This is a genomic window from Pantoea sp. RIT413 (assembly GCF_003057675.2).
GTDB classification, from domain to species: domain Bacteria; phylum Pseudomonadota; class Gammaproteobacteria; order Enterobacterales; family Enterobacteriaceae; genus Pantoea; species Pantoea eucrina.
Genome location: NZ_QBJB02000016.1, coordinates 1 through 23,076 on the forward strand (window position 1 = coordinate 1; position 23,076 = coordinate 23,076).

Annotated in this window: 21 protein-coding genes, 1 tRNA gene and 1 pseudogene; 5 read left to right on the forward strand and 18 right to left on the reverse strand. The window is 54.7% G+C overall.

The genetic code is table 11. The annotated features are described in order from the left end of the window. Positions 1–284: 284 nt before the first annotated feature. On the reverse strand, positions 285–482 hold the full coding sequence (locus tag DBY66_RS15575) for a hypothetical protein (RefSeq protein ID WP_039382914.1): 198 nt from the start codon (positions 480–482) through the stop codon (positions 285–287). A 370-nt stretch (positions 483–852) separates the two neighbouring features. Here DBY66_RS15575 and dbpA point away from each other — a divergent pair, with 370 nt between their 5' ends. The 3 genes from dbpA (at position 853) to DBY66_RS15590 (ending at position 5,203) form a co-directional block, all read left to right on the forward strand. Further along, entirely contained in the window at positions 853–2,232 is a 1,380-nt protein-coding gene (dbpA, locus tag DBY66_RS15580; RefSeq protein ID WP_039382913.1) for an ATP-dependent RNA helicase DbpA, read from the forward strand. A gap of 141 nt (positions 2,233–2,373) precedes the next feature. Continuing rightward, the gene (locus DBY66_RS15585; protein ID WP_108570214.1) at positions 2,374–3,336 is read left to right on the forward strand and encodes a chemotaxis protein; all 963 of its coding nucleotides are present in this window, start codon (positions 2,374–2,376) and stop codon (positions 3,334–3,336) included. A 310-nt stretch (positions 3,337–3,646) separates the two neighbouring features. Continuing rightward, complete coding sequence (locus tag DBY66_RS15590; RefSeq protein ID WP_108570215.1) at positions 3,647–5,203, forward strand: methyl-accepting chemotaxis protein; 1,557 nt, start codon at positions 3,647–3,649, stop codon at positions 5,201–5,203. Between the two features lie 41 nt (positions 5,204–5,244). On the opposite strand, the gene DBY66_RS15595 is transcribed toward DBY66_RS15590, so the two are convergent. The 4 genes from DBY66_RS15595 to DBY66_RS15610 form a co-directional block, all read right to left on the reverse strand. Next, a complete protein-coding gene (locus tag DBY66_RS15595; RefSeq protein WP_108570237.1) occupies positions 5,245–6,531 on the reverse strand; it encodes an HAAAP family serine/threonine permease in 1,287 nt (428 codons plus the stop codon). A 351-nt stretch (positions 6,532–6,882) separates the two neighbouring features. Next, positions 6,883–7,878 (reverse strand): glycosyltransferase family A protein, encoded by a 996-nt coding sequence (locus DBY66_RS15600; protein WP_071668494.1) that lies wholly within the window; start codon positions 7,876–7,878, stop codon positions 6,883–6,885. After that, positions 7,875–9,182 (reverse strand): flippase, encoded by a 1,308-nt coding sequence (locus DBY66_RS15605; protein ID WP_071668493.1) that lies wholly within the window; start codon positions 9,180–9,182, stop codon positions 7,875–7,877. The genes DBY66_RS15600 and DBY66_RS15605 overlap by 4 nt, the downstream gene beginning before the upstream one ends. An 11-nt stretch (positions 9,183–9,193) precedes the next feature. After that, positions 9,194–10,174, reverse strand: a complete 981-nt coding sequence (locus DBY66_RS15610) for a glycosyltransferase family 2 protein (RefSeq protein WP_039382903.1) — start codon at positions 10,172–10,174, stop codon at positions 9,194–9,196. Between the two features lie 900 nt (positions 10,175–11,074). On the opposite strand from DBY66_RS15610, the gene DBY66_RS15615 reads away from it, so the two are divergent. Then, complete coding sequence (locus DBY66_RS15615; RefSeq protein ID WP_108570216.1) at positions 11,075–12,973, forward strand: flagellin; 1,899 nt, start codon at positions 11,075–11,077, stop codon at positions 12,971–12,973. A gap of 16 nt (positions 12,974–12,989) precedes the next feature. Here the strand turns inward: DBY66_RS15615 and DBY66_RS15620 are convergent, their stop codons facing one another. From DBY66_RS15620 to DBY66_RS15625, 3 genes are all read right to left on the reverse strand, one after another. Next, entirely contained in the window at positions 12,990–13,199 is a 210-nt protein-coding gene (locus DBY66_RS15620) for a hypothetical protein (protein ID WP_039382899.1), read from the reverse strand. Positions 13,200–13,332: 133 nt separating this feature from the next. After that, positions 13,333–13,503, reverse strand: coding sequence for a hypothetical protein (locus DBY66_RS17865; protein ID WP_158531839.1), 171 nt, complete (start codon positions 13,501–13,503; stop codon positions 13,333–13,335). Positions 13,504–13,572: 69 nt separating this feature from the next. Then, positions 13,573–14,715 carry a Fic family protein gene (locus tag DBY66_RS15625; RefSeq protein ID WP_108570217.1) on the reverse strand — a complete coding sequence of 381 codons (1,143 nt, stop codon included), beginning with the start codon at positions 14,713–14,715 and terminating at the stop codon, positions 13,573–13,575. A 213-nt stretch (positions 14,716–14,928) separates the two neighbouring features. Between DBY66_RS15625 and DBY66_RS15630 the strand changes: the two are divergent. Next, positions 14,929–15,388, forward strand: a pseudogene (locus DBY66_RS15630) (site-specific integrase); the annotation flags it as partial. A 14-nt stretch (positions 15,389–15,402) separates the two neighbouring features. Here DBY66_RS15630 and DBY66_RS15635 read toward each other — a convergent pair. The 10 genes from DBY66_RS15635 to proB form a co-directional block, all read right to left on the reverse strand. Further along, positions 15,403–15,478 (reverse strand) — tRNA-Thr (locus DBY66_RS15635). 152 nt (positions 15,479–15,630) lie between these two features. After that, positions 15,631–17,376 (reverse strand): amylovoran biosynthesis protein AmsF, encoded by a 1,746-nt coding sequence (locus DBY66_RS15640; RefSeq protein WP_108570218.1) that lies wholly within the window; start codon positions 17,374–17,376, stop codon positions 15,631–15,633. Positions 17,377–17,430: 54 nt separating this feature from the next. Further along, a complete protein-coding gene (locus DBY66_RS17955; protein WP_039382894.1) occupies positions 17,431–17,634 on the reverse strand; it encodes a hypothetical protein in 204 nt (67 codons plus the stop codon). Continuing rightward, positions 17,582–17,875 (reverse strand): hypothetical protein, encoded by a 294-nt coding sequence (locus DBY66_RS15645; protein WP_039382893.1) that lies wholly within the window; start codon positions 17,873–17,875, stop codon positions 17,582–17,584. The genes DBY66_RS17955 and DBY66_RS15645 overlap by 53 nt, the downstream gene beginning before the upstream one ends. After that, positions 17,872–18,216: a hypothetical protein gene (locus tag DBY66_RS15650; RefSeq protein ID WP_175540454.1), complete on the reverse strand. Its 345-nt coding sequence runs from the start codon at positions 18,214–18,216 to the stop codon at positions 17,872–17,874. The genes DBY66_RS15645 and DBY66_RS15650 overlap by 4 nt, the downstream gene beginning before the upstream one ends. Positions 18,217–18,218: 2 nt before the next feature. Continuing rightward, positions 18,219–18,686 (reverse strand): glycoside hydrolase family protein, encoded by a 468-nt coding sequence (locus DBY66_RS15655; protein WP_039382888.1) that lies wholly within the window; start codon positions 18,684–18,686, stop codon positions 18,219–18,221. A 176-nt stretch (positions 18,687–18,862) separates the two neighbouring features. Then, a complete protein-coding gene (locus DBY66_RS15660) occupies positions 18,863–19,141 on the reverse strand; it encodes a hypothetical protein (RefSeq protein ID WP_071668492.1) in 279 nt (92 codons plus the stop codon). A 413-nt stretch (positions 19,142–19,554) separates the two neighbouring features. Then, entirely contained in the window at positions 19,555–20,286 is a 732-nt protein-coding gene (locus DBY66_RS15665) for an XRE family transcriptional regulator (RefSeq protein ID WP_039382885.1), read from the reverse strand. 352 nt (positions 20,287–20,638) lie between these two features. Further along, positions 20,639–21,892: a glutamate-5-semialdehyde dehydrogenase gene (gene proA, locus DBY66_RS15670; protein WP_233499594.1), complete on the reverse strand. Its 1,254-nt coding sequence runs from the start codon at positions 21,890–21,892 to the stop codon at positions 20,639–20,641. 10 nt (positions 21,893–21,902) lie between these two features. Beyond that, positions 21,903–23,006, reverse strand: a complete 1,104-nt coding sequence (gene proB, locus DBY66_RS15675; RefSeq protein WP_039382881.1) for a glutamate 5-kinase — start codon at positions 23,004–23,006, stop codon at positions 21,903–21,905. Positions 23,007–23,076 lie beyond the last annotated feature (70 nt).

Below are 23,076 nucleotides of genomic sequence, written 5' to 3' on the forward strand. Positions count from 1 at the left end.
TTGCTAAGGGGCGCGCCCACCCGCCCCTTAGCCCGTCCGCGTGCGGAGATGCCGCTGAAACTGCCAGAAGCCTGGCGGGCGGAACCCCCTCGGTGCCTCGCGCTGCTTAGCGCACAGCTCTGCCCTGGCGGGCGGAACCCCTCCGGTGCCGCGCTCAGCCCTGCCCTGACGGGCGGAACCCTCTCAGTGCCCCGCGCTGCTAAACACCCAGCCCAAAAACAAAAAAGCCTCCGGCTGGAGGCTTTTGTCTTACTAACCGGCGACACCCGCCGCTGCATAGCGTTTTACGACAACATCTGAATGGCCAGCGCGTAGAGGCGCTGATGATCATCGTCACTGACTGGCTCTTCTTCCGCATAACAGGCGATCATTGAGCTGACTTTATCAGAGGATAAAGCTTCTCCATGAAGGTGCAGCGTTAATACGGCGCGGCCGACGATTTTCAGAATGTCTTCGCTATGTCCCTGGAGACTATGACTCAATGAAATTGACCTCTGAAGTAAATTCGTTCGCCAAATGGCGCGCTCAATATAGATCAGAACAACAAGGGTTTTTAATAAGAATTTCCTTATGCTGCATAATATATAAGCCTGACCCGGGGGAAATTTATCTTAAATTGCCGCTGAAAAACGCACTAAAAGCGTTAATCTCCTTATTTGCTGAGTGATTTTTATACGCCAACGGATCGTTACGGATAATAACTTATTAAAACTTTGCAACAATAAGCCCCCTGATGCGGGACAGGCTTTTGTTCTCTCTCCGGCCGTATGCATCAGGCGAATTACCGTTGCTGCCCGCGTGGCTTTCTGCCAGACTGGCCGCGTTATCTTCCCTCCTATCTGAGACATCTTTGTGACTGCTTTTTCAACCCTGACGCAACTGCCCGCCAGCCAGCTCGACAACCTGCGCGATATGGGCTTTGATGCGATGACGCCTATCCAGGCAGCGTCGCTTCCCGCCATACTTGCCGGCCGCGATGTGCGTGCGCAGGCGAAGACCGGCAGCGGCAAAACCGCTGCGTTCGGTATCGGCCTGCTTAATCGTATCGACAACAGCCAGTTTCATACCCAGGCGCTGGTGCTCTGCCCGACGCGTGAACTGGCTGAACAGGTCAGCAATGTGCTGCGTCAGCTGGCACGTTTTACGCGCAATATTAAAATTCTCACGCTGTGTGGCGGCCAGCCGATGAGCGCACAGCGCGATTCGCTGGTGCATGCCCCGCACATCGTCGTCGGCACGCCAGGCCGACTGCTGGATCACCTTAAGCGCGACAATCTCGATCTCAGCCAGCTGCAGACGCTGGTGCTCGACGAAGCCGACCGCATGCTGGAGATGGGTTTCCGCGACGATATGGAAGCGATTATTGGCTTCACGCCCGCGGCACGGCAGACGCTACTTTTCTCCGCCACCTGGCCTGACACCATTGCCAGCCTGAGCCAGCGTTTTCAGCGCGACGCGCTGGCGGTTGCAACGGAAACCGAAGCGGAGCTGCCTGCGATTGAGCAGCAGTTTATCGAAGCGAGCGCAGGCGAGCGCGTTAACCTGCTGTGCGCCCTGCTGAGTCAGCACCAGCCCGCCTCCTGCGTGGTGTTCTGCAACACTAAACGCGAGTGCGATGATATTGCCGCTGCGCTGAACGATCGCGATATCAGCGCGCTGGCGCTGCATGGCGATCTGGAACAGCGCGATCGTGAGCGCGTGCTGATCCGCTTTGCTAACGGCAGCAGCCGCGTCCTGATTGCGACCGACGTAGCCGCACGCGGTCTGGATATCAAATCGCTGGCGCTGGTCGTCAACCTTGAGCTGGCGTGGGATCCGGAAGTGCACCTGCACCGCATTGGTCGCACCGGGCGAGCGGGTGAAAAAGGGCTCGCGGTGAGCTTTGTGGCACCTGACGGCATGGCTCGCGCCCATGCGCTGGAGGATTACCTGCAGCAGAAACTTAACTGGGTGGCGGCCGCTACCTTAAAAGGCAGAGCGGCACAGGCGCTTCCTGCGGCCATGATGACACTCTGTATTGATGGCGGACGCAAAGCAAAAATCCGTCCGGGTGATATCCTGGGCGCGCTGACAGGCGAAGCGGGCTTCAGCGCCGATCAGATCGGTAAAATTGACCTGACACCGTCGCACGCCTATGTCGCTATTGCGGCAGCGCAGGCGAAAAAAGCGCTGATCAGGCTCAAAGAGGGCAAAATCAAAGGGAAAAGCGTACGCGCGATTCTCCTGAAATAGTATGGCCATAGCGTGAGGGCGATCGCGCCCTTGCGCTAAATCTTCCCCTTCTCCCTTCATTTTTCGCGCGCCCTGCCGATAAGTTAATCATGGCACTTCCGCCCTCTCCCTGCTCCGCCCAGATTCTGTCCCGAGGCCATGATGGATAATTTTCAGAAAGAGATCGACGAACGCGCAAACCTGGCGCTGTCCAACAAATTTGAACTGCTGCTGTTTCGCCTGGGTTCCGATCGGCTGAAAGGCAAATCTGAGCTGTATGGCATCAACGTGTTCAAGCTGCGCGAAATTGTGCCGATGCCGGCCATCACGCGCGCCGCTGGTATGAACTCACCGCTGCTGGGTATGGCCAGTATCCGGGGGCAGTTTATTCCGGTCATCGACCTGCCGGCCGTAACCGGCTGCAAGCCCGAAACCGGTCTGAATCTGCTGCTGGTTACCGAATATGCGCGCAGTACCCAGGCGTTCGCGGTGGAGTCGGTAGAGAATATTGTACGTCTCGACTGGAGTCAGGTGCATACCGCAGAAGCGGGGATCAGCAGCCGCAATATCACCAGTATCGCCTGCCTTGACAGCAATGGCGAGAGCAATAACCTTGCTCTGGTACTCGACGTAGAGCAGATCCTCTATGACATCATTCCTTCGGTGCGCGGCGTTGAACCTGACGCTAAGACCGCGAAAAACTTTAATCTGAAGCCCGGCGCAGTCGCTATCGTGGCGGAAGATTCTAAAGTGGCTCGTCAGCTGCTCGAACAGGGGCTGAAGAGCATGGGTATTCCGGCCCTGATGCACAATACCGGCCTGGAAGCGTGGATAAAAATCAACGAAATTAAGAAAGAAGCGCAGGCCAGCGGCGAATCGATTCACGATAAAATCGCCCTGGTTCTGACCGATCTGGAGATGCCGGAGATGGATGGCTTCACGCTGACGCGTAATATCAAGCGTGATGATGCGCTGCGTCATATTCCGGTCGTCATCCACTCTTCACTTTCCGGCAGCGCCAACGAGGATCACGTTCGCAAAGTGGGCGCCGATGGTTATGTGGCAAAATTCGAGATCAATGAGCTCTCCAGTGCCATTTTCAGCGTGCTGGAAAAACAGCGCTAAATCCGCCCTGTTCTCCCTTCCCTTTAAGGCGCGACTATCGCGCCTTTTTTATTGCGGCTATTCCTTCCGCCCTGAAACAGTACCGCTTATTTACCATCATTTAGTACTGCTAACCGATCTTCGCTGCCGCGCGCAAAAATTAAAGTAAATATATTAGTTACCGATAACTGTTGCGCCTGCGCCGGAGTTTTCGGGGATAGCCTGCGCAGACAGATTTCTCTTTTTCTTTTAAAAACAGTCTATCGCAGCAGATTACCCACCTGCTGACGCATCCTATTACTGTCTGATTTCTGGCAAACAGGGAGAACCAATGTTGAGCATCAAGAATATGAAAGTCGGGGTACGCCTGGGCATCGCCTTTGGCCTGGTCGTGGCCCTGTTAATGGTGGTGGGCGTTACGTCGTGGCTGAAAATCAGCAATATCAAAACCGGTATTACCTCTATTGTAGAAGATCGTTTTGTTAAGGTTCGCCTCGGCTTCGACGTGCGCGATGGCGTTAATGATCAGATCAAATATCTGCGCGGTATCGTGATTGATACCACCCGACCGGAAAATAATGTTAAACGCTTTGCTCAGCTTGCGGATGCGACGGCGCAAACCAACAGCGCGATGAAAAAAATTGAGGCCATCCAGGTCACGCCGATAGGCAAAAAGAAAATTGCCGGATTACTTGCCGCCAGCAAGCTGTTTGAACAGCAAAAAAATGAGGTGCTGGCGCTGGTGCGGGATGGCAAGACAGAGGAAGCCAGCAACTACGTGCTGAAAAAGATTACTCAGACGCAAAATACCTTTTTGCTCAGCGCGGCCGCTTTTGCTGACTCTCAGGCCAGCCAGCTCCATCAGGAAGGGGTCGGCATCATTGAGGATGGCACCACGGCGATTCAGGTTTCCGTAATTTTCACGGCTATCGCCATCGCTGCCGCCGTGCTGCTGGGCCTGCTGCTGACCCGCTCTATCGTGCGTCCGCTTAATGAAGCTGTCGCCGTCGCCAGCAAAGTTGCCGCCGGCGATCTCAGCTCGCGCATAACGGTCCGCAGTAAAGATGAAACCGGCGTGCTGATGCAGGCGCTGCAGACCATGAACGACAATCTGATGACCATCGTCTCTAACGTGCGCGCCGGCTCCGATACCATCGCCGTTGCCTCTAATCAGATCTCCAGCGGCAATATCGATCTCTCTTCGCGCACCGAGCAGCAGGCGAGCTCGCTGGAAGAGACCGCTTCCGCGATGGAGCAGATGACCGCGACCGTGAAGCACAACGCCGATAACGCGCGCGAAGCAAACTCGCTGGTCTCAAAAACCTCTGAGGTGGCTAAAGAGGGTGGCGTGGTGATGGAGCAGGTTATCGATAAAATGGAGGCGATTACTTACTCCTCGAAGAAGATTGTCGATATTATCAGCGTCATCGACTCTATCGCTTTCCAGACCAATATTCTGTCGCTTAACGCCGCCGTTGAGGCAGCGCGTGCCGGCGAACAGGGACGCGGCTTTGCCGTGGTGGCATCGGAAGTGCGTAACCTGGCCCAGCGCTCCGCCTCCGCCGCTAAAGAGATTAAAGTCCTGATTGAAGATTCCGTGACCAAAGTTGATGAAGGCAGCCGCCTGGTGACGCACGCCGGATCTACCATAAGTGAAGTCGTCAGCAGCGTGCAGAGCGTGGCTGAGATTATGAGCGAAATTACCATTGCCAGCAGCGAACAGAGCAGCGGCATTGGTGAGATTAATCAGGCTATTACGCAGATGGAAGCGGTGACGCAGCAGAATGCCTCGCTGGTGCAGGAAGCATCTGCCGCCTCGCAGGCGCTGCAGGAGCAGGCCGATCGGCTGGCGCAGTCAATGAGCGTGTTTAAAACCGCGCTGGCGTAATGCCCACGGCCGGGCCGCCGGTGACGGCGACCCGGCTGCGGTCAGTTGAACAGCGACCAGGCGACAGAAGAGATCGCCAGCACTCCGATAATCACCACAAAGAGGTTGCTGATTTTCCCGCTGTACTGGCGCATTGCCGGCACTTTCTGAATCGCATACATCGGCATCAAAAACAGGATCGCCGCGATAACCGGCCCGCCCAGCGTTTCAATCATGCCAAGAATACTGGGGTTCAGCGTGGCCACCAGCCAGGTGGTCAGCAGCATAAACAGCGTGGTCAGCCGGTTCAGCTTCTGCGGCGCGATCGCTTTACCCCGGCTGCGCAGCGATTTGGTGACGATGCCGTTAAAGCCTTCGCGCGCCCCCAGGTAGTGACCCAGGAACGATTTCGTGATCGCCACCATCGCGACAATCGGACCCAGCCAGGCGATCATCGGCACCTGAAAATGGTTAGCCAGATAAGAAAGAATGGTAATGTTCTGCGCTTTGGCCGCCTGCAGATCGGCTGGCGACAGGCTCAGCACGCAGCTGAACACAAAAAACATCACCGTGACCACCATCATCAGATGCGCGCTGGCCAGTATGCGCGAGCAGCGTTTTTCCGCACCGGCGCCATATTCGTCGCGTTTTGCGACGGCAAAAGACGAGATAATCGGCGAATGGTTAAATGAAAAAACCATCACCGGAATGGCCAGCCACAGCGTCATCCACAGATTGCCGCTGCCCGTTGCCTCGCTAAACGACAGCGTCTGCAGCGCGGCACCGTGCCAGTGCGGAACCAGCCAGGCGGCCAGCAGCATCAGGACGGCAACAAACGGAAAGACCAGAATACTCATCGCCTTCACGATCATCTGCTCGCCAAAGCGCACGATAACCATCATCCCGCTGATCAGCAGCAGCGACAGCAGCGCGCGCGGCGGCGACACCAGGCCAAGCTGATGCACCATAAAACTGTCTACGGTATTGGTGATGGCCACGCTGTACATCAGCAGAATGGGATAGATAGCAAAAAAGTAGAGCAGCGTGATGATTTTACCCGCCCCGCTGCCAAAGTGCTCTTCCACCACGTCAGTGATATTTTCGCCCGGATTTTTACCCGAGAGGACGAAACGCGTCAGCGCGCGGTGCGCATAGAAGGTCATCGGGAACGCCAGTACGGCCATGATCAGCAGCGGCAGCAGCCCGCCCGCGCCGGCGTTAATCGGCAGAAACAGCACTCCGGCACCAATCGCCGTACCATACAGACCCAGCATCCACACCGTGTCACTCTTGCTCCAGCCCCTGGCCGCTCTGGCGGTTGCCAGCGTGCTGGTTTGTGAGTTGTTCATCACTCTCTCCAGATTCATCATTATTGCAGCCGGTCTCCGGCTCTCTGTTCACGGTCAGCCGCTGCGGGCTGCCGTTTAACCGCGCTCATGCTATACGTTTTTGTCACCGTGCGGGGGTCACAACGCAAGATACGCGTCACAAAAGCAGCAAAAATGCGCAGGCTGGTAAATTTATGCTTTAAAAATGCACAAAACCGGCGCGCAATCGATTGCCTGACGTTATTTGACCTGAGTCACAAAAATTGTGCAAGTGAAGGTAGTAACCGGTGAGTAAAAGCAGCAGTCTCTCCCGGCTGCTGCCCTCTTCTGCCAGAGACAGAGATCGGAAGGCAACGCCGGGAGGGTCAGGGATCAGAATGCGCGCATTCTGTATAACGCATAGAGGAAATAGTACGCTGTGAGTGAGTTCAGATTCATAATCATGTACTTCAGTTTTTCATTTTTATTCAGCAGCGTGAAGATACCTTTTGAGTATTTTCCGCGCTTTATCTGTTCTATTTCTGTTGCGATATCTGCCGGTGAAAAGGATGCGTGATACATGGCAGTGACAATCTGCATATCCAGCGCCAGCACGCGCTTTGAGATCCCTTTCAGAAAGTGGTCCAGTTCGCTGGCCTGATATTTATCGACGATAGTGTCATACAGCGCGGTCAGCGACTGCTTACGCACCTTTAATTCACTGTACTGCACCTTCTGCTTGGAGAGCGATCCGCTGGTATCTTCATAGTGATAAGCCGCGTTAGGCGTAATCAGGAAGTTACTGATGCAGCTGAAATATTTCAGGTTAAACAGCAGATCTTCACTCATTGAGATCCCCTCCAGAAAGCGCAGGTTCAGGGATTCAATAATCTCCCGGCGGTAGCATTTATTATGCAGATAGCCGATGTTGTCGCTGATCTCCAGCTCGCCCAGCACATAAGGGATATCGTGCTGGCTGAAAAAGCCCGCCTGCGAAACCTTGCCAATGCGATCGTCATTCAGGTGGCCGACCATCAGGTCTACGGTTTCAGCCGGCCAGGCGTTGAGATTCTGCTTAAAACTCATCAGGAAATTGTCATCGACCCAGTCGTCGGCGTCCAGGAAGAGCACGTAGTCGCCACGCGCCTTTAACAGCCCGGTATTGCGCGCAGCGCTGACGCCGGCGTTGATCTGCTCCAGCACGGTTATCTGCGGATAACAGGCAAACTCAGACAGAATCTGCGCGCTGTTATCGCGGCTGCCGTCGTTAACCACCACCACTTCATAACTGCTGAACGTCTGGTTCAAAACGCTCAGCAGCGTGCGCCGGATGGTATTTTGTGAGTTATAAACGGGAATGATGATACTGAAGAGCGGATTGTCATTCATGATAAACTCTCTTTGCTGTCTGAGGTTTTGTAATTGCTAAATAACTGCCATAGCTTCCTGGGGTTGAAAAAAACCTGGTGGATCCGCGCCACGGGTTGCGCGGTGAAAAAATAATTAAGCAGGGAGAAGGAGACGAATTCGGTAATCACCACGCTCAGTGCAGCGCCGGTCAGACCGTAATGCGGCACCAGCAGCAGTGAAGAGATCAGGCAGATAACCAGCACCGCGAAGGTCTTTTTGATCAGGAAGCGGTAGCCGTTATATTTCACAATGAAGCGGTCCATCACGCTGCTCAGCACACCGCACATCGCGCCCACGCTCAGCAACAGCGTCGGGGCTACCGCATCCAGATAGGCAGCGCCATAAAAATGGCCAATAAACCAGCCTGACAGCAGCCAGATCGCCACAATCACCAGCGCGGAGACGCCAATCACCAGCAGATGCAGCTGCTGCGCTTTAACGATCGCCCGCTCGCGGTTGCGCTCGGCAAAGAAAGCGGGATAAAACGACGCCAGCAGCGCGGCCGGTAAAAATACCCACGCCGTGGAGAGCGTCAGCGCCACAGAGAAAATGCCCGCCTCTTTTACGCCGAGGAAGTAAGAGACGCTTACCTGGTTGACGCGCGTATAGATGCCGACTGCAATGGCCGAGATAACCAGCGACATGCCTGATGCCACCATATAGCGCGAATATTGCTTCAGCTGACGCAGCGCCGGCAGCGGTTCATGGCGGTGCTGGCGCGTAAAGAGCGCGAGCTTAATGACAAAGGGAATAAGGGTGGCGAGCACAATCGGGATCGCCAGATAGTGCGGATCCAGCTCCAGCCAGGAGATAAGGAATCGCACCGAGAGGCTGATCGCCAGCCCGATAACGTTAGCGATCACATTGAGACGGGCATTGAGCATCGCCTCGTTGTAGATGTTAACCAGATCGAGCGCCGAGAAAAGGCAGGCCAGCGCAGCGGCACAGATAAAGACCACCGCATCCGGGCTCCACTCCGCTTTCATGATCAGCATGCCGCTGATTGCCAGGACGCTGTAGACGCCCAGCACCAGCAGGCCGGCAGCCATCATCAGACGAATACCCGAACGGTGATTCTGCGCAATGCGCTTCAGCAATATGACATCGCTGCCCATTACCGCGATGCTCTGCAAAAACTGAAAAATCAGCATTGAGAGTGAGATAATGCCGAAGGTGGTCGGGCCGACATATTTGGCGACATAAGAGGTCACAAAAATCAGGCCAAACACGGCGATCAGCTTTTCAGCGATCATCCACATTGAGTTTCTGAGTTTCTCTTTCATTCCGGTTCCCCTTACGCTTTACGCGCCAGGCGGCGCAGCTGTGAAACGCCGCGCGGGCTGACAAAAAAGAGGGTGAAATAGAGGCTCCAGGGATTCAGCATCGGGCCGGACGAGAGATAAGCGCGGAAACTGCGGCGATACAGCGCGATATAATCTTCAATAAAGGCACCGCTGAATTCACGGCTGTTGAGCCCTTTGCTGATATAGGAAGAGGTGACCTTGAGCACGAGATGGTAGTAGTAGCGATGGTGCTGCCGGGTCATAAACGCCTTCATCCGGCCAAACGAACGCGCAAAGGAGAAGTGTTTTTCCCGCAGCGCCGAACGGGTGGCGGAGTTGTCCGACTTTACGTAGTGGTAGACCACGCGTTCGGTGACGATTACCTGCTGGTTCTGCAGCAGATAGAGGTAGTTCATCACAAACAGCAGATCTTCGAAGTTGAAGATCTCCTCGTTAAAGCGCAGCTGATGCTGCCGGATAACGTCCGCGCGAAATACCTTGTCGCAGATGCCGTGACGGGGATGGAAATAGAGCACGTCGTTGACCGCTGCCGCCGCGCTCATCTGCCGCGATGCGTCACGGTTGGCAGGCTGATCCAGCGGCTCACCGGCAGGCGTAAAATGCTGCGACTCGCCGATACACATGCCGATATTTTCCTGCATCAGCCCAGCCCAGGTGGCAAAGGCGTCGTGCGGCAAAAAATCATCAGCGTCTAAAAAACAGATAAATTTACCGCGTGCGCTGCGCAGCCCCTGATTACGTGCCGCAGAGACGCCCATATTGGACTGTTCAATGATGTGAAACTGCGGATGGTGCGCAAACCGCTCAAGAATGGCCTGCGACGTATCCGTTGAGCCATCATTGATAAAAATCGCTTCAAAGCGCATTTCCGTCTGCTGCAGCAGACTATTAATGCTTCTTTCCAGATAAGCAGCCGCGTTATACACCGGCACAATGACGCTCAGTAACACGTCGTTTACGGGATTTTGCATGAGACCTCAGAACTCGTTTTGTCAGTATTAATAAGGCGAACGCAGCGGCGTTAAACATTGCCGTTCAGATAACGCGCGTGCCTGATGGCATATTCCTGCGTCCGGCTTAACTGTATTCCGGATTTTTTTCGGAGTTTCCTCAGTAAGGAATTCCGCTAATTAAATAAATGAATACTCAATGTAATAATAAGAATTTCGCCAGCGCTGCACGCCAGAACTATTTATTATTCGTTTGTAAATGCATACCGCTGACGACGCGCAGCTGCCTGCGCTTCACCCTGCAATCCGGCTGGATGGCGGGCAAAGAGTGGCGGCTTTAGCGTTAGCTTCAGCTGGATATCATTCTTTATCAATAAGTTATCAGCGACTTACCTGCCGCACTCTGCGGCGCGACGTCGCGCAAATCGTTTTACCGACTTTTCAGCGGCCTTAACGTAACGTGTGGCAACATTAATGATATGTGCTGTGCGCCCTGCTCTTTTATTATTCCGCTGCGTCTGTTGCGCCGCGTGAGAAGCAGGAGGCGTTAATCCAGTATGGCTATCGCAGCCATACTGCAATGGGCTTCAGGCCCTTAAAATGCGATCTGTTTCAAAACTTTAAACGGCATTCTCTCCGCTGAACAAGCCAGGGTCAATGGGGAGGTCAGGAAAACAGAATTTACGCAGCGACCCTGCCGTTAATTAAAATGCAGATTGATTAGCTTTAATAAAGGAATATTACGCTGACTGATAAGATAAACGCGTAAAGGTCACCAGGATTAATATCAGTAAAAAAAGATCGCGATTCCGCTGTAAATCACAGCACCGCAGCGCTACAGCGACTTAGGTCAAATAATGGTTAAAATAAAATCACTTTCTGCCGATAACGCTATCAACAGAACAACCGGTGAGCCAGTAAATGATTTCCCTGCAAACCAACCTTTCTGCCCTCAACGCGGTGCAGAACACAAACAAAAGCCAGTCAGCGCTGGGAACAGCGATACGTAATCTCTCTTCCGGGATGCGTATCAATAGCGCAAGTGATGATGCGGCAGGCCAGGCGATAGCCAACCGGATGCAGAGTCAGCAGCGCGGTTTGCAGCAGGCGCAGCGCAACGCAGGCGATGGGCTGTCGCTGGTAAATACCACTGCCGGCGCTCTGGATGAGATCAATAACCGCGTTCAGCGGATCCGGCAGCTGGCGGTACAGGGACTGAACGGTACCCTTTCGCAGAGTGACGCCGACTCCATTCAGGGAGAGATCAACCTTAACCTGAAAGAGATCGACCGTCTGAACAGCACGGCTGCGTTTAATGGCATCAAAACGCTCGACGGCAGCGCCGGACAAATCGGTTTCCAGGTTGGTGCCAACGATCGTGAAAAGATTATGCTGAACCTTTCCGCGCCGGGCTTTAGCGTCGGCGCGCTGGGATTGAAAGATCTGGTGATTGGTGGCATCAGCGGCAAAGTGACGCCGGTTAACCGCGTGACCGGCCTTGCCACCAATATGAATTTCACCAATCCGGCTATTACTGTGACCTATACGCCTTCGTCAGGTGCGCCGCAGCTGATGCGCAGCAGCGCGGATAACCGGCAGTATGTGCAGAGCACCGGCGCTGACGGCAAGCCGGTATACTATCTGGCGGCGGTAAGCGCCCGCTGGGACACCGCTAACGCCGCCGGAACGGTGGCCATCAGCCGCGCCACATCCGCCCCGCTCTACAGCAGCGTAAACACCATAGCGGCGCGTGCTATTCCGGCCGTTAATTTTCAGCAATCGGATGGCACTGCGCTTGCCGCTACGCCCGCCGCGCATCTGACCGTTGATAACGGCAGCTATTATGTTGAGCAAGGCGGTCTCTATCACGCTGCCACGCTGGACTTTGGCAGCAGCGGAAATGTTATTGCGCAGGTCACCAGCGCCCCGACAAAAAGCAGCGCCGATTTTGCTACGCCACCGGCTGCTGTAACGCAAACGCCCGCTATCGATACCAGCAGCGCCACGCTCAGCTTTACGGATGCCAGCGGAAATAGCGTGAGTAATGCGCGGCTGCTGCAGAGCGGTTCACAGTACGTGATGGAAGTTGATAACGGCGGCGGTAATTATCAATATTTTAACGCAGCGGTGGCCGCACATACTGACGAGAACGGCAGCAGCTCGCTGGCTATCAGCGCGGTCAGCAGCAGCGCTATCAACAGTTTTAGCAGCGTAAACAGCGTAACCGGTACAGCTTACGTCACGCTGGACCCGGCAAACGTTGAGTTGCGCTATACCGACGTCTCAGGCCAGAGCGCCAGCGACGTGCTGCGACTGGACGCTGACGGCAACTACTATATGGATGCGCCGGATACCGGCATTGATAAAACAGCGACCTTTGTGACCCACGACAGCAGCGGCAGTATCATGCTGAAAACGCTGCAGGGCACCGGTGATATTCAGATCTATTTTCAGGCGGGCATCTCTTCAACCACTGATGCCTCAACCAATCTGACGACGATGCGTGTTTCAGAGATGGGCGATGAGATCCGCCTGAAGCACCCGGACGATCCGCTGGCAACGCTGGATCGCGCCCTGGCGCTGATTGACAGCCGGCGCAGCCAGCTGGGTGCGATTGCCAACCGGCTGGAGTCGGCGCAGCGGCTGCAGAGCCAGAGCACAACCGATTACGCAACAGCCCGCTCGCGTATTGAAGACGCTGACTATGCGCAGGAAGTGTCAGCGATGGCGCGTCAGCAAATTCTGCAGCAGGCCGGTAACTCCGTGCTGGCAAAGGCGCAGCAGGAACCGCAGCAGGTGCTTAAGCTGCTGCAGGGGTAAGGGGCAACCGCCCCTTTTACTCGTCAGCCGGGGCGATACTGATAATATCGAACTTCGCCACGCCATCTACGCCGGTGCCGGGAGTTTTCATCATCGCAAGATCCTGCAGCACCGCTTCATGCGCCTCTTCATCTGAAGGCTCATTTTCGCTCTCCAGTATCACCTCTTCGCGCTTTTTAACGTCGCCATCCTGATGTTCATAGGTCACTTTGTATCGGGTACTCATTGCGCATTCTCCTTTTCGGGGGGAACGCTAAGTCTGGTCAACGGATGAGAATACGTCCAGCTGGGGTCTGCCGGAGGCTGTGTTATGCAGATGCTGAAAGGAGCAGGAGAAAATGATCGATAAGAGATGGAGTTTACTGGTGCGGAAACACGAATGAAACAAACCCATTCAACAAACTGATATTGTTATATTTTTTAAATTTTTGCAGATACCCCAAATATACCCCCAGATGTTTTTCCGTCACGCCCAAATGGTTAGCTTGAAGTTGCATGATTACTGGTTTTTTGGCGATACGTTCTTCCATTGGGTACACCCATGTGTACATGGCATTTTAAAGTGCTCTGGTTTTTGAGCGTCAACTAAGACCTATGATTTATAAGTTTGGTATAAAGCCCTCTCTCCTCAATGTAGTGATCACTCCCCGGATGAGAAATGAGTTCGAAAACTTAGCTGTGTATGTCCTTGCGCCTTCTTCTATAGGTTGAAGCATCCCGCGCTCGATCAGCTTACCAATCTGATAAGTTATCTGCGGCCCTTTAAGCTCTGGGAGAACATTCTTCAAATCGCCTGCTTTTATGGTGCCTTTTTCCACGGCTCTTTTTAGCACCTTCGCCTCAAGGTCATTAATAAGCCCGCGTTTAACGGAATAATCTATAGCCGGGTATAAAATCTTCGAACTGAGGAAGCTTAGGTTGGTTAACTGGTCAACTTTTTTCAGCTCTACAGATATCCCAGACAGTACATATAGACACCATCTTTCCAGCCCGTCTTCTGTGCCTTTATCTGCCTCACCCAACATGGTGTAGTAACGTTCCCGGTCGTTACAGAAGACTGCTGTAGGATTTAGCACGCGGCCACCAGTCTGTACATTAAAGCCATACTTAATTAACAGTGCATAGGTTAGTAAGCGGACTGTTCGGCCATTACCATTTCCGAATGGGTGGATCCAGCCAAAACGATGGTGAGCCAGAGCTATCTTCATCAGGTCATATTTTGGTTTATCTGCACGATTAATAAAGGCAGTCAATTCTTCCATATACCCTGGCACCTGCATGTGTTCAGGTGGAAGGTGTTCCGATTGCGCGATACTGACGTTATGTTGGCGATATGCTCCGGGTGTTTTGTCTCCCTCCCGATCCAGCCCCAATACAGCAAGACTGTGCAGTTCTCTGATGAAAAGCTCAGTTATTGGCTCACCGTTTTTAAAATGCTGGTCGATGAATTCCATCGCCTCTTCGATGTTGTAAATCTCTTTCAACTGGTCAGTGGAACTGCTGGTGCCTTCAACCTTGCTTTCAACGTAATCGGCAAGTGTTGTGTGGTTCCCCTCGATACGGGCTGAGCCTAGACTTTCAAGCATGTGAAAAACGTCTTTTAACTGGGCGAACAGAATCGGGTGAACGTCAGTTTCAAGCCTCAGGTGCCTAAGTAGCTCCAGCTCAGTTAGAACGTCAACTAACGGTGAGTCAAATTCAGGATTGATCAGGCCAAGTTCGAAGTGTTTGAAGGTTGACATAGTTTAATTATCTAAAATTCCATGTGCACGTTATCTCAAAATTTACATGAAAAATCCTTTATTATCCATAATTTGTGAGCGGTAAGTTAATACAGCCATCTCAAATCATGCACTGTCATTATCTCAAAAAAGAGGAAAGTAGCTTGCTATTGCCGCTCTTATTGCAGGATAGATGTCTCTTACATTAAGGATTAGCAGCCATGCCCGGTGACGTGGATACACCCGGAGGACAGCAAATCAAACAGGGCTATTGGCGTAGCGCTGAATGATACCGCATGTCAGGTGCTCAAAAACAGATTGGCAATCACAACCAGTGGGTGTTCGTCTACCGGGAAAGCAGCACGCGGCCGGATGGGACGAAAACGCCTGTTGTCAGAAAGATGCGCTATGACGCGAACAAATCATTGAATGCGGCGCTGCGTCGGGCAGGTATAGAGGATTTCCGCTTTCACGACCTGAGACACACCTGGGCGAGCTGGCTGGTTCAGGCCGGAGTACCATTATCGGTTCTGCAGGAAATGGGGGGTAGGAAAGTATCGAGATGGTTCGCCGGTATGCACACCTGGCACCGAATCATCTGACTGAGCACGCGAAGCAAATTGACGCGATTATGGGCCTGTCGGTCCCAAATCTGTCCCACATGCTGAAGGGGGAAGGTACGAATGATGGATAAGGCATTGATTTAACTGGTGCCGGAAACAGGAGTCGAACCTGCGACCTTCGCATTACGAATGCGCTGCTCTGCCAACTGAGCTACACCGGCAATGGGGCGGGAACTACGGGGAGTAAAAATAGGAAATGTGACGCGCGGCGTCAAGATGCGGTGATTCAACCGTCCGCTTTTTCAGCAGCGCCGGTGCGTTTTTCACCACAAAAAAAAGGCGAGGCCGGAGCCTCGCCAAAAAGGTGCTGGCCTTAATCGTAATAAGGCAGCTTACGATCAACACCGTTGATATTGACCAGCACAAAGCCCGAAGGGGCCGTTTTATTGGTGGGATTACCCGCTGCCGTCGCGACAGTGAGCACCCCTTTCTCATTGGCACCAATGCCAGCTACGCCGTTATGAAAACCAAAGCGTGCCGCTGGCTTCAGCGTGCCCATTTTGGTGGTATCGGTCACCACCGAAAAGTCAGTCTGGAACAGCGAGCAGGAGCCTGACTCAAAACGCGTTGGCCCGGTGGTTTTCAGGTTAATCAGCGTATCACCGCTTTTGGCGCGCAGCTTAACCCACACCACCGCATAGGTGGTGCCGACCCGGTTGTAGCGGATATCCATCACCGCAGGCTGGCCCATATGGCAGGCGTCAGCCCAGACGGTATCCAGCCGCTGCAGGTTGATCCAGGTTTTACCGGTGCCGGCCATATTGACCGGCGATGCCGCCGTGCCGGTGGGCTGGGTGGCATCCGCTTTACCAATCAGCTCCATCACCCACTGCTGGTTCGCCACCGGGAAAAAGAGCTGTCCCAGGCGATACCAGTTATCGGTATCGGTGTTATTGGTGACTTTATGGCCGCTGTAGTAACCCGTACGCAGAGAGCCGGTGATAATAGTGCCGTGGTTCTCCTCACGCCGGTAGCCATACTCAAACGTCGAGAGCCAGCGCGTGCCCGCCAGGTCGTTGGAGATAGTGGCACCCGACTGCAGGCCAATCTGGCGCATGATCACGCGGGCATTATTGAGGTTAAACGGCGAGCCGCAATCCTCAATGTTCAGCGTATCGATGGTCCAGCCGCCGTCGGAGAGATCGCCAGGGTTACGCGTATGCTCAATCCAGACGTTACGCATAATGCCCTGCGTCACGCGCGGCATATAGAGCGTGGCGTCACCGTAACCGGTCTGGAAGTTACAGTTGCAGATCTCAATCGCGGTGGAGTGGTCCCACTTACCTTTTGGCGAGTTTGACCAGCCGATGTCGAATACGCGCCCGTAGGTCCACAGGGTGTAGATCTGGTCAAACTTACTGTCGAGGGTATCCAGCACTTTAATGACGGTCCCGCCGCTATTCTGCGCGCGGAAACAGTAGATATTTACCGTAGAGCCTTCAATGCAGGTGTTTTCGAAGAAGGGCTGCACGTTGGTACACAGCTCGGCTGTGATAGTGCCTTTGTTGGTATTGGTATCTGCGGACGCCTGACCATGCCAGGTGATCCCTTTGATCGCGGTGCGGCGCGCCTTCACTTTGAACACCGTATTGGCGCTCTTGTCGGAAATGATCGTGGTACGCGGCAGCGAACCCAGCTCCACATCATCCCCCTGCAGGCCAAAGAAGGCGACCTCAGTATCACTGATATCTATCGGGTTAATCAGGAACTTACCGCCCGGAAAGCGCACCGGCAGATCGCGGATATTGCCGCTGTAGCCCTGGGTCCACGCCAGCATGCGTTTGAAGGGTTCGGTGTCATTGGCGTAGCCATCTCCCTTCGCACCAAAGTGGTAGACGTTGAGGTCTGCCGGGTCGTTGATCACGCGCTTCCAGTAGAAGCCATTACCGACCGCCAGCGTACCGCCATCGTCTGCCGCCGTGGTCGTCCCGATAAAACCGGTAAAGTCACCGCCACCGCGAAAGTTTGAGTCCGCATTGTAGCGGCGCAAAAACGCAGAATCGCCGTTTTTAGCAGGTGCAGTGGTACGCAGTTCAGCAAATGAATTAACTTCGATCATGTCAGCCTCCTCGGCTTATACAGGGGTATTGGAATAGCGTCAGAAGGAGCGGCGTTAGCGTGCCGGCGTGCGGCAGTGCCGATCCCAGAGGTCGTTGTGATTGTTAATCGCACGCACGGTGCGAATATCCATGCGATCGGCGTCACTGCCGTGGGTATAAATGGGTGAAAACAGAGAGCAGGCGGAGTCGATAACGACCGGCGCCTCAGGGCTGGTGGTACTTCGATTGCTGCAGCTTGTCACGAGCGGCAGCATCATCAAGATTACTGTTGCTGATTTCCACACGTCGGGCCTCCTCACGCAGCTGCTGCTGCTGCTGGTTAACCGCTACCGCCTGCGCCGCTGTTTTTTCTGCGCGTTCGGTGTCTGCTTTAGCCTGCTGCTGCACTTTGCCGATCTTTTTACCGCCAGCGTAGCTGGCTACCAGCGCGGCGATGATGCCGAACAGCGCCGCCAGCCAGTGCCAGCTGCCCGCCAGCAGGGAAAGAAGAAAACTCATGATTTTTCCTCCAGCGCGCTGCGTTTTTCCGCCAGATTTTTCTGTCGCACAAACTGCGCCATAACGCCCATTGCCACCATAAAGGCACCAATTAACCCCAGGTAGTTGTGCGGCAGAACCTCTTTGACGTCCGGCGGCAGCGCGTTCCAGGCATCGAGCGCGGAAGCGGGAAAAGATTGCGCCCACGCGCTGAGCATGGAGCCGAGTGAAGCGAGCCACACTGACCAGGTTTTAAACAGCAGGCGCGCGTGTTTAACAAACTCCAGCGTGGTGAAGCGCTGCAGCAGGAGCAGCAGTATGATTGCCGCCAGTACCGCAATGATGAAGATCATCCACTTCATGTTCATAGCAGCCCCCGGTAGATGTCATAGGTGCCGCTGCGCATCGCTTCCGCATGCCGCCGGGCGCGTCCGGCGGTCTGCCGCGCCCAAAGGCTATCCAGCATGGCATTCGCTGCGGCGTCAAAGTCGCCCTGCGTGACCGAGGTGAGCATGCCGCGAAACAGCGCAAGCCCCTCCACGCCCATCTGATACGCCATGCTAATCAGCACGTCACTGCGGGCGTCGTTGCACTTCAGCAGCGCCTGGCGGATCAGTTCGCGCTGTTGCATCTCCTGCACTTTTTTCTCCACAATGCACTGCTTCCAGACGTCCCCGACGCGGCGCGGCACCTGAAAGATGTAGTTGCTCAGCGAGGCGCCCTTTGGTCCGATGCGGATGCCGCCCGCCACGGTGGGAAAGCCCTGCGTATCCAGATAGGGCGCTTCGCGATAACCCTCTTCAAAATTTAAAATGGCAATAATCTGGCTCATATCCGTTCCTTCTTTGAGGCGCAACACGGAGTACGCTGCGCACAGGGTCAGCACACTTAAACGTCACTGATCGGTCAGCCATTCGCGCACGCCAGATTCAAGCGCAACGCTCAAGCGTGGTTAAACAGTGAGCAATGTAAAAACGTTCCGTTCAGAACTGGAAAAGCAGGAGAAACTTAACGGGTAGCGTAGAGATGAACGTGGGGTAAACAGCAGTTATCGAAACTGGCGCTTTCACTGTGCGAGCGTCCCGGCGCCAGTACGGCACGCTCTACTCTGGATCGAATCTCCCGCTGACAGATACGTTCAGCAGTGCGCAGCGTGACGTCATCGCATTCGAGCCCGAGTGCGTTGTCGATAGTACGGTTCAGACGTGCGAGTGGCTGGCGTCGTCGATGACGCCGGGTTCGTGCATTACCGGTAAACGCTGATTTGCCATATTGGATAATCGCCATAACTCCTCCTGTGAATGAGTTTTTGGCGATGGGGTGGCAAACGCGGCCTTCCGGCAGAGGCCGGTGCGTCCGGTGTGCCACTGGAATCACCCACAATCCGCTTTCCCGGTCGTTAAAAAACGGCCAGGAAAAAGCAGAGAGAAGTGAAGGCAGGAGACAACTGACAACGCTGCTGAGTGCGTATCCACCCCATCCCAAAATACACTGATTTTGAGTGGGTAGTTTCGCGCTTGTGCAGCGCCTCAATTGTTTAAGAGCGGGCCCATCCGGGGGCAACGATTTCGTCCATCTATGGTCAAATTATTAACATGTTCTAATACTTTGGCAAACACCAACAGTTAATTTTTTATTTACCAGCAGTTAAATTTATGATTTCAGCCGGGTTATTTTTTTCTGCCGATGCCGGCAACGGCTCAGCCCAGGATCTGATAATCACGTGCCTGGCTCATGATGACGCGGGCGATCACCTGCAGAGAATCGGCTTCATCCAGCGTCAGATACCAGGTCTCATAGCGCTTGTTATCTGAGATAACGGCCACTTTTTTATGCTGCAATTGCAGGCGTTTGAGATAGAGCTGATCGTCAAGCGTAAACAGATAAATTCCATCGCCATCAAAGTGATGTACGCTGATATCGACAAACAGCTGATCGCGCGGTGCGAAGGTGCCGGCCATTGAATCGCTGTTCAGCGCAATAAGCCGGATGCTTTCTGCCGGGCGGCCATTAAACAGCACGCGCGCCTCATCCAGACCATATTCTATCGCCTGAATGGTCTCTACCAGCTCATCGCGCGCGGCAATGCCCTGCGCGCTGCGCTGGCCGATATCCAGGCTCTCCACGCGGAACATATGCCCGGCGGAGAGCAGACGCTGCTGCGAAAGCCCGGCATCCGGTTTCTCCATACCAAACTGCAGCCACTCCACGCGCACGCCCAGCAGATCGCTTAGCGCTAACAGATTCCCGTCATCCGGAATCGACTGACCGTTGAACCATTTCCATACCCCCGGCGTTGAAATTTTGCATCCTCTTTGCTGCAACGCCTGTGCAACCTGTTTGTTTCGTCCATGTCCGACAATTCCCGCACTTTCGCATGCGGCAATCAGCCTGGCAGTAAAAGCGTGTTTTGTACTCTCTTTTTTAACCATCAGTTAATTGTCTGCCATCAGTAAAAGACTGAATGTTATTTTGGTTTTTGCTACCAGTTCATTTTATATTACCGCTAGTTTACTACCCACGCGATATTATCAATGAAGCTGGAGGATCATTATCCTCGCCCGTCTGCGCTAAACCAGCAATGAATGTGTGACAGCTTGTTCTGACTGAGGTTTTCAGGAATCTTCTGTTAAACCCGGACCAGCGCTTACACAAAAAAATGGGTGAAAAGCGGCTGACGCGCCACAGATGACAGATAAATTTCAGAAAGCTGTGATATTGAGTGGATCTAAAGCAAAAAAAATGGGTACCTGTACAGGTACCCATCTGAGGCGGGCAGGACGGCTAGCGGCGCAGCGTATCGTCGCCCCAGCCAATCCATTTGTAGGTGGTCAGCGCTTCCAGCCCCATCGGACCGCGCGCGTGCAGTTTTTGCGTACTGACTGCCACCTCAGCGCCCAGACCAAACTGGCCGCCGTCGGTGAAACGGGTACTGGCGTTGACGTAGACCGCAGAAGAGTCCACCTGCTGAACAAACGCATTCGCGTGCCGGATGCTGCGCGTCAGAATGCCGTCGGAGTGCTGGGTGCCATATTCACGAATGTGCGCAATCGCCTCATCCATGTCCGCTACCCGCTTCACGTTGAGATCGTTTGACAGCCACTCATCGCGATAGTGCGCCTCGCTCACTGCGACGACGCTGGCCGGCCCTGTCTGCAGCTGCGCCAGAATATTGGCATCGCCGTGCAGCGTAATCTTTTCCTGCGCCATACGCTGCAGGAAAGCTGGCAGGAAACGATCGAGTTGATCCTGATGGATCAGCAGCGTCTCCAGCGAGTTGCAGGCGCTCGGCCGCTGTTTTTTGGCGTTAACGATGATCTCAAGCGCCGGCGCGATCTCCATCGTCTCATCAAGATAGAGATGGCAGACGCCGATACCACCGGTGATCACCGGGATAGTGGAGTGTTCACGGCACAGCTTATGCAGCCCTGCCCCGCCACGCGGGATCAGCATATCGACATAGCGATCCAGCTTCAGCAGCTGACTGACCAGCTCGCGATCCGGATTTTCAATCGCCTGTATGGCCCCGGCTGGCAGGTTATGTTTTACCAGCGCACGCTGAATGACTCTGACCGTGGCCGCATTGGTGCGCCATGTCTCTTTACCACCGCGCAGGATGGCTGCGTTGCCGGTTTTCAGGCAGAGAGCCGCCACATCAACGGTGACGTTCGGACGCGCTTCGTAAATAACGCCCACTACGCCGAGCGGCACACGACGCCGTTCAATACGCAGGCCGCTGTCGAGCTGGCCCCCGTCAATAAGCTGTCCGACCGGATCGGCCAGCTGGCAGACCTGCCGCACATCATCGGCGATACTCTTCAGCCGCTGCGGCGTCAGCGTCAGGCGATCGAGCAGTGCCGCGCTCATGCCGCTCTGCCGCGCGTCGGCCAGATCCTGTTCATTCGCCGCCAGAATCTCTGCGTGATCCGCCTCCAGCCCTTCAGCCAGGGTGAGCAACACCTGATTTTTCTCTGCGGTGGAGAGCGCCGCCAGCGCGTACGATGCCGCCCGCGCCGCCTTACCCATTTCCTCTAACATTTTCTGCTCCTTAGCTGACAACCATGTCGTCGCGATGCACGGCAACCGGGCCATATTCATAACCGAGAATATCACCGATCTCCTGGCTGTGATGTCCGGCGATCATGCGCATCGCATCGCTGTTGTAACGCGTCACGCCGTGGGCGATATCGCGTCCCTGCAGGTTGCGGATCCGGATCACCTCACCGCGTGAGAAATTTCCCTGCACCTCGCGGATGCCTTTAGGCAGCAGCGAACTGCCGCGCTCCAGCACCGCCGCCAGGGCACCATCATCAATGGTGATTTCGCCGGCCGGCGGCGCGCCGAAGATCCAGCGCTTGCGGTTCTCCAGCGGCGACTGCTGCGCATGAAAGCGCGTGCCGACCGGTTTGCCGTTCAGCACATCGCTAATCACATCGGGACGGCTGCCGGCAGCTATAATCACATCGATGCCGGCGCGACAGGCGACATCCGCAGCCTGCAGTTTGGTTGCCATACCACCGGTGCCTAATCCTGACACGCTGCCGCCCGCCAGCGTCCGCAGCGCATCATCAATCTGGTGCACGTCGCTAATCAGCTGCGCCTCCGGATTCGTGCGCGGATCGGCGGTAAACAGCCCCTGCTGATCGGTCAGCAGCAGCAGTTTGTCCGCTCCGCCCAGCATTGCCGCCAGCGCCGAGAGGTTGTCGTTATCGCCAACTTTAATTTCCGCCGTAGCGACCGCATCGTTTTCGTTAATCACCGGAACGATGTGGTTATCCAGCAGCGCGCGCAGCATATCGCGCGCATAAAGAAAGCGTTCGCGATCTTCCATATCCGCGCGCGTCAGCAGCATCTGCCCGATATGGATGCCATAAATAGAGAACAGCTGCTCCCACAGCTGGATCAGACGGCTCTGCCCCACCGCAGCCAGCAGCTGCTTTGAGGCGATGGTCGGTGGCAGTTCGGGATAGCCAAGGTGTTCACGTCCGGCCGCAATCGCGCCGGAGGTGACAATAACAATGCGATGTCCCGCCGCGTGCATTTGTGCACACTGGCGAACCAGCTCCACCATGTGCGCCCGATTCAGCCGGCGCGAACCGCCGGTGAGAACGCTGGTACCCAATTTGACCACCAGGGTCTGACTGCCACTCATATTTTCCTGCCATCTGAGAAAAAATCCGCGAACGGACGTTTTATCAGGAGTCAGCAAGGAAGCCAACAGC

Excerpts from the sequence above, each read along its gene's own strand:
- DBY66_RS15625 (WP_108570217.1), bottom strand. The coding sequence starts at position 14,715 with ATGTCAACCTTCAAACACTTCGAACTTGGCCTGATCAATCCTGAATTT.
- DBY66_RS15595 (WP_108570237.1), bottom strand. The coding sequence starts at position 6,531 with ATGAACAACTCACAAACCAGCACGCTGGCAACCGCCAGAGCGGCCAGG.
- DBY66_RS15600 (WP_071668494.1), bottom strand. The coding sequence starts at position 7,878 with ATGAATGACAATCCGCTCTTCAGTATCATCATTCCCGTTTATAACTCA.
- proB (WP_039382881.1), bottom strand. The coding sequence starts at position 23,006 with ATGAGTGGCAGTCAGACCCTGGTGGTCAAATTGGGTACCAGCGTTCTC.
- DBY66_RS15615 (WP_108570216.1), top strand. The coding sequence starts at position 11,075 with ATGATTTCCCTGCAAACCAACCTTTCTGCCCTCAACGCGGTGCAGAAC.
- DBY66_RS15605 (WP_071668493.1), bottom strand. The coding sequence starts at position 9,182 with ATGAAAGAGAAACTCAGAAACTCAATGTGGATGATCGCTGAAAAGCTG.
- DBY66_RS15650 (WP_175540454.1), bottom strand. The coding sequence starts at position 18,216 with ATGAAGTGGATGATCTTCATCATTGCGGTACTGGCGGCAATCATACTG.
- DBY66_RS15645 (WP_039382893.1), bottom strand. The coding sequence starts at position 17,875 with ATGAGTTTTCTTCTTTCCCTGCTGGCGGGCAGCTGGCACTGGCTGGCG.
- DBY66_RS17865 (WP_158531839.1), bottom strand. The coding sequence starts at position 13,503 with ATGGAAGAACGTATCGCCAAAAAACCAGTAATCATGCAACTTCAAGCT.
- DBY66_RS15620 (WP_039382899.1), bottom strand. The coding sequence starts at position 13,199 with ATGAGTACCCGATACAAAGTGACCTATGAACATCAGGATGGCGACGTT.
- DBY66_RS15660 (WP_071668492.1), bottom strand. The coding sequence starts at position 19,141 with ATGGCGATTATCCAATATGGCAAATCAGCGTTTACCGGTAATGCACGA.
- proA (WP_233499594.1), bottom strand. The coding sequence starts at position 21,892 with ATGTTAGAGGAAATGGGTAAGGCGGCGCGGGCGGCATCGTACGCGCTG.
- DBY66_RS15655 (WP_039382888.1), bottom strand. The coding sequence starts at position 18,686 with ATGAGCCAGATTATTGCCATTTTAAATTTTGAAGAGGGTTATCGCGAA.
- DBY66_RS15610 (WP_039382903.1), bottom strand. The coding sequence starts at position 10,174 with ATGCAAAATCCCGTAAACGACGTGTTACTGAGCGTCATTGTGCCGGTG.
- DBY66_RS15585 (WP_108570214.1), top strand. The coding sequence starts at position 2,374 with ATGGATAATTTTCAGAAAGAGATCGACGAACGCGCAAACCTGGCGCTG.
- DBY66_RS15590 (WP_108570215.1), top strand. The coding sequence starts at position 3,647 with ATGTTGAGCATCAAGAATATGAAAGTCGGGGTACGCCTGGGCATCGCC.
- DBY66_RS17955 (WP_039382894.1), bottom strand. The coding sequence starts at position 17,634 with ATGATGCTGCCGCTCGTGACAAGCTGCAGCAATCGAAGTACCACCAGC.
- DBY66_RS15640 (WP_108570218.1), bottom strand. The coding sequence starts at position 17,376 with ATGATCGAAGTTAATTCATTTGCTGAACTGCGTACCACTGCACCTGCT.
- DBY66_RS15665 (WP_039382885.1), bottom strand. The coding sequence starts at position 20,286 with ATGGTTAAAAAAGAGAGTACAAAACACGCTTTTACTGCCAGGCTGATT.